Annotated in this window: 1 protein-coding gene; it reads right to left on the reverse strand. The window is 68.6% G+C overall.

Annotation, left to right across the window (positions count from 1 at the left end; all coding sequences use genetic code 11):
* Positions 1-2,357, reverse strand: a 2,357-nt coding sequence (locus tag ACYVOO_RS08610; protein WP_461015036.1) for a condensation domain-containing protein, incomplete at both ends; no start/stop codon positions are given.

Genomic DNA, 2,357 nt, shown 5'->3' on the forward strand with positions numbered 1-2,357 from the left:
GCCCCACCACCGACTCCCCACCCACACCCCGACCACGAAGCCAACTCGCCAGCCGATTCGCCGCCGCCCCCAACTCCCCAAATGTCAACGACTCACCACCAGCAACCACCGCCACCGCACCCGGATCCGCCACCACCCGCCGCTCAAACAACTCCACCACCGAGGAGGCGCCCACATCCGACGCTGTATCGTTCCACCCCACCACCACCCGCTCCCGCTCCCCTACACCCAGCACATCCACCGCCGACAACCGCACCCCCGGAGCCACCACCGCCTGCTCCAGCACCCGCATCAGGCGATCAGCCATCGCCTTCACCGTGCTCAGGTCGAACAGGTCCGTCGACGCCATCACCGACCCGCGTACCCCCGCAGGCCGGCCATCCGCATCGAACAACTCGCCCACCGCGAAATGCAGGTCCACCCTGACCGGGACAGTCGTCGCCTCATCCACCTGCGACAGCGCGCCCAAAGCCTGGTCGGCCGAGGCCGCCCTCACCTCATGCAGATCGAGCGCAGTACGCCGGGTGTTCTGCATCGTGAGCATCACCTGGAACAACGGGTTGCGGCTCTGCACCCGCGTCGGAGCGATCTCCTCCACCAGCCGCTCGAACGGCACATCCTGATGCGCGAACGCACCAAGACTCGCCTCCCGCACCCGCCCCAGCACCTGCCGGAACTCCGGATCCCCCGACAGATCCGTACGGATCACCAACGTATTGACGAAGAAGCCGACCAGGTCGTCCAACGCCTCATCCGTGCGACCCGCGATCGGCGACCCGATCGGAATATCGGTGCCCGACCCCAACCGCGACAGCAGCACTACCAGCGCCGCCTGCAACACCATGTACGGCGTAGCACCCTCCACACGCGCCAGCTCCACCAGCCGCTCATGCACCTCACCCGACACCCGCACCGGCACCCGATGCCCACGATGCCCAATCACCGCAGGACGCGGCCGGTCCACCGGCAACGCAAGCTCCTCGGGCGCACCGGCCAGCGCGCCCTTCCAGTACTCCACCTGCTGCGACAGCAGACTCTCCGGATCCGACGCCTCGCCCAGCAGCTCCCGCTGCCACAGCGTGTAATCCGCGTACTGCACCGGCAACGCATCCCACACCGGAGCCTCACCACGTCGCCGCGCCGCATACGCCCGAGAGACGTCGCTGGTCAAAGGGCCACGAGACCAGCCGTCGGAGGCAATGTGATGCATGATGACCAGCAACGCCTGCTCGTCGGGCCCGCCCTGGAACAGCCACGCCCGGATCGGCAACTCCGCCGACAGGTCGAACGCGTACTGCGACGCGCGGGCCACGGCCCCATCCACCGTCCCGGGCTCCACCTGGGAGACGTTCAGAGCCCAGTCGAGCTCGTCCGGGTCGACGATCCGCTGGTACGGCTCGCCGTCCACGGCCGGGAAGATCGTCCGGAGCGATTCGTGCCGCACGATCACGTCTCGCAACGCCGCATCCAACGCGTCGACGTTCACCTCACGCATGCGGATCGGAATGGGGATGTTGTAGGTGGGGCTCGGGCCCTCCAACTGAGCCAGGAACCACAACCGCCGCTGCGCGAACGACAACGGCACCCGCTGAGGACGCACCCCCGCCCGCAACGGTATCCGCGCCTGCCCTGCGCGGTCGGCCAGCTCGCCCGCCAACGCGGCAACCGTCGGGGCCTCGAACAGGGCCCGGACCTCAACCTCCACCCCCAGCACAACCCGGATCCGCGACACCAACCGCACCGCCAGCAGGGAGTGCCCACCCAGATCGAAGAAGTCATCCTCGACGCCGACGGACTCCAGGCCCAGAATCTCGGCAAACGCCCCACACAGCGCCACTTCCACCGACGTCGCCGGGGCGCGACCGCCACCACTGACGTATTCCGGCGCCGGCAGTGCCTTGCGGTCGAGCTTGCCGTTGGCCGTCAACGGCAACTCCGGCAGCGAGACGACGGCCGCCGGAACCATGTGGTCGGGCAGCCGTGCCCCCGCGAACTCGCGCAGGCCCTGCACCTCTTCACCATCGGTCGGCACGACGTAGGCCACCAGACGCTTGTCACCCGGAGTGTCCTCCCGGGCGATCACCACGGTCTGAGCCACGTCCGGGTGGGCCAACAGGGCGGCCTCGATCTCGCCCGGCTCGATACGGAACCCGCGTATCTTGACCTGCTCATCCGCACGGCCGACGAACACCAACTGCCCATCGGATGCCCACTTCACCAGGTCCCCGGTCCGGTACATCCGCTCCCCGGAACCCGGGCCGAAGGGGCACGCCAGGAACCGCTCACCCGTCAGTGACGGACGGCTCACATATCCGCGCGCCAGGCCCGTACCGGCGACGTAGAGCTCACCGGCCACG

It is taken from the genome of Streptomyces daliensis (assembly GCF_054782395.1).